Raw genomic sequence first — 325 nt, 5'->3', positions numbered from 1 at the left:
AAGTTGGACGCAATTGATGTTTCAAAATTCCGTGCAATTGAATGGTTTGACGCGTTGTAATTTTCAAAACGCCTGTTCCATATTGTTCAGAAGTTTCGTGAATTGCCAACCATTTATCAGCGTCAATAATTCCACCCGGAATACGCAAACGAATCATAAATGAATACAATTTGTCTAACTTTTTTTCTGCACGTTCTTCTCGTCTATCACGATCATCTTGCACATACATTCCGTGAAATTTCACCAAAGCTTCGTCATCTGCACGTACATTTCCAGTGTGATTATCCAGCTCTATACTCTCTTTTAACGTACCGCGAAGTCCGTC

The 325-nt window shown here is 39.4% G+C and carries 1 protein-coding gene; it reads right to left on the bottom strand.

The genetic code is table 11. The features are described 5' to 3' along the window. The coding region (locus QWI17_RS00865; protein WP_502553135.1) for a ferredoxin-like domain-containing protein at positions 1 to 325 on the bottom strand (325 nt) is incomplete at both ends.

Source organism: Gilvimarinus gilvus, from assembly GCF_030518155.1.
Lineage (GTDB): Bacteria > Pseudomonadota > Gammaproteobacteria > Pseudomonadales > Cellvibrionaceae > Gilvimarinus > Gilvimarinus gilvus.
This window is presented reverse-complemented; position numbering and strand designations above follow the sequence as displayed.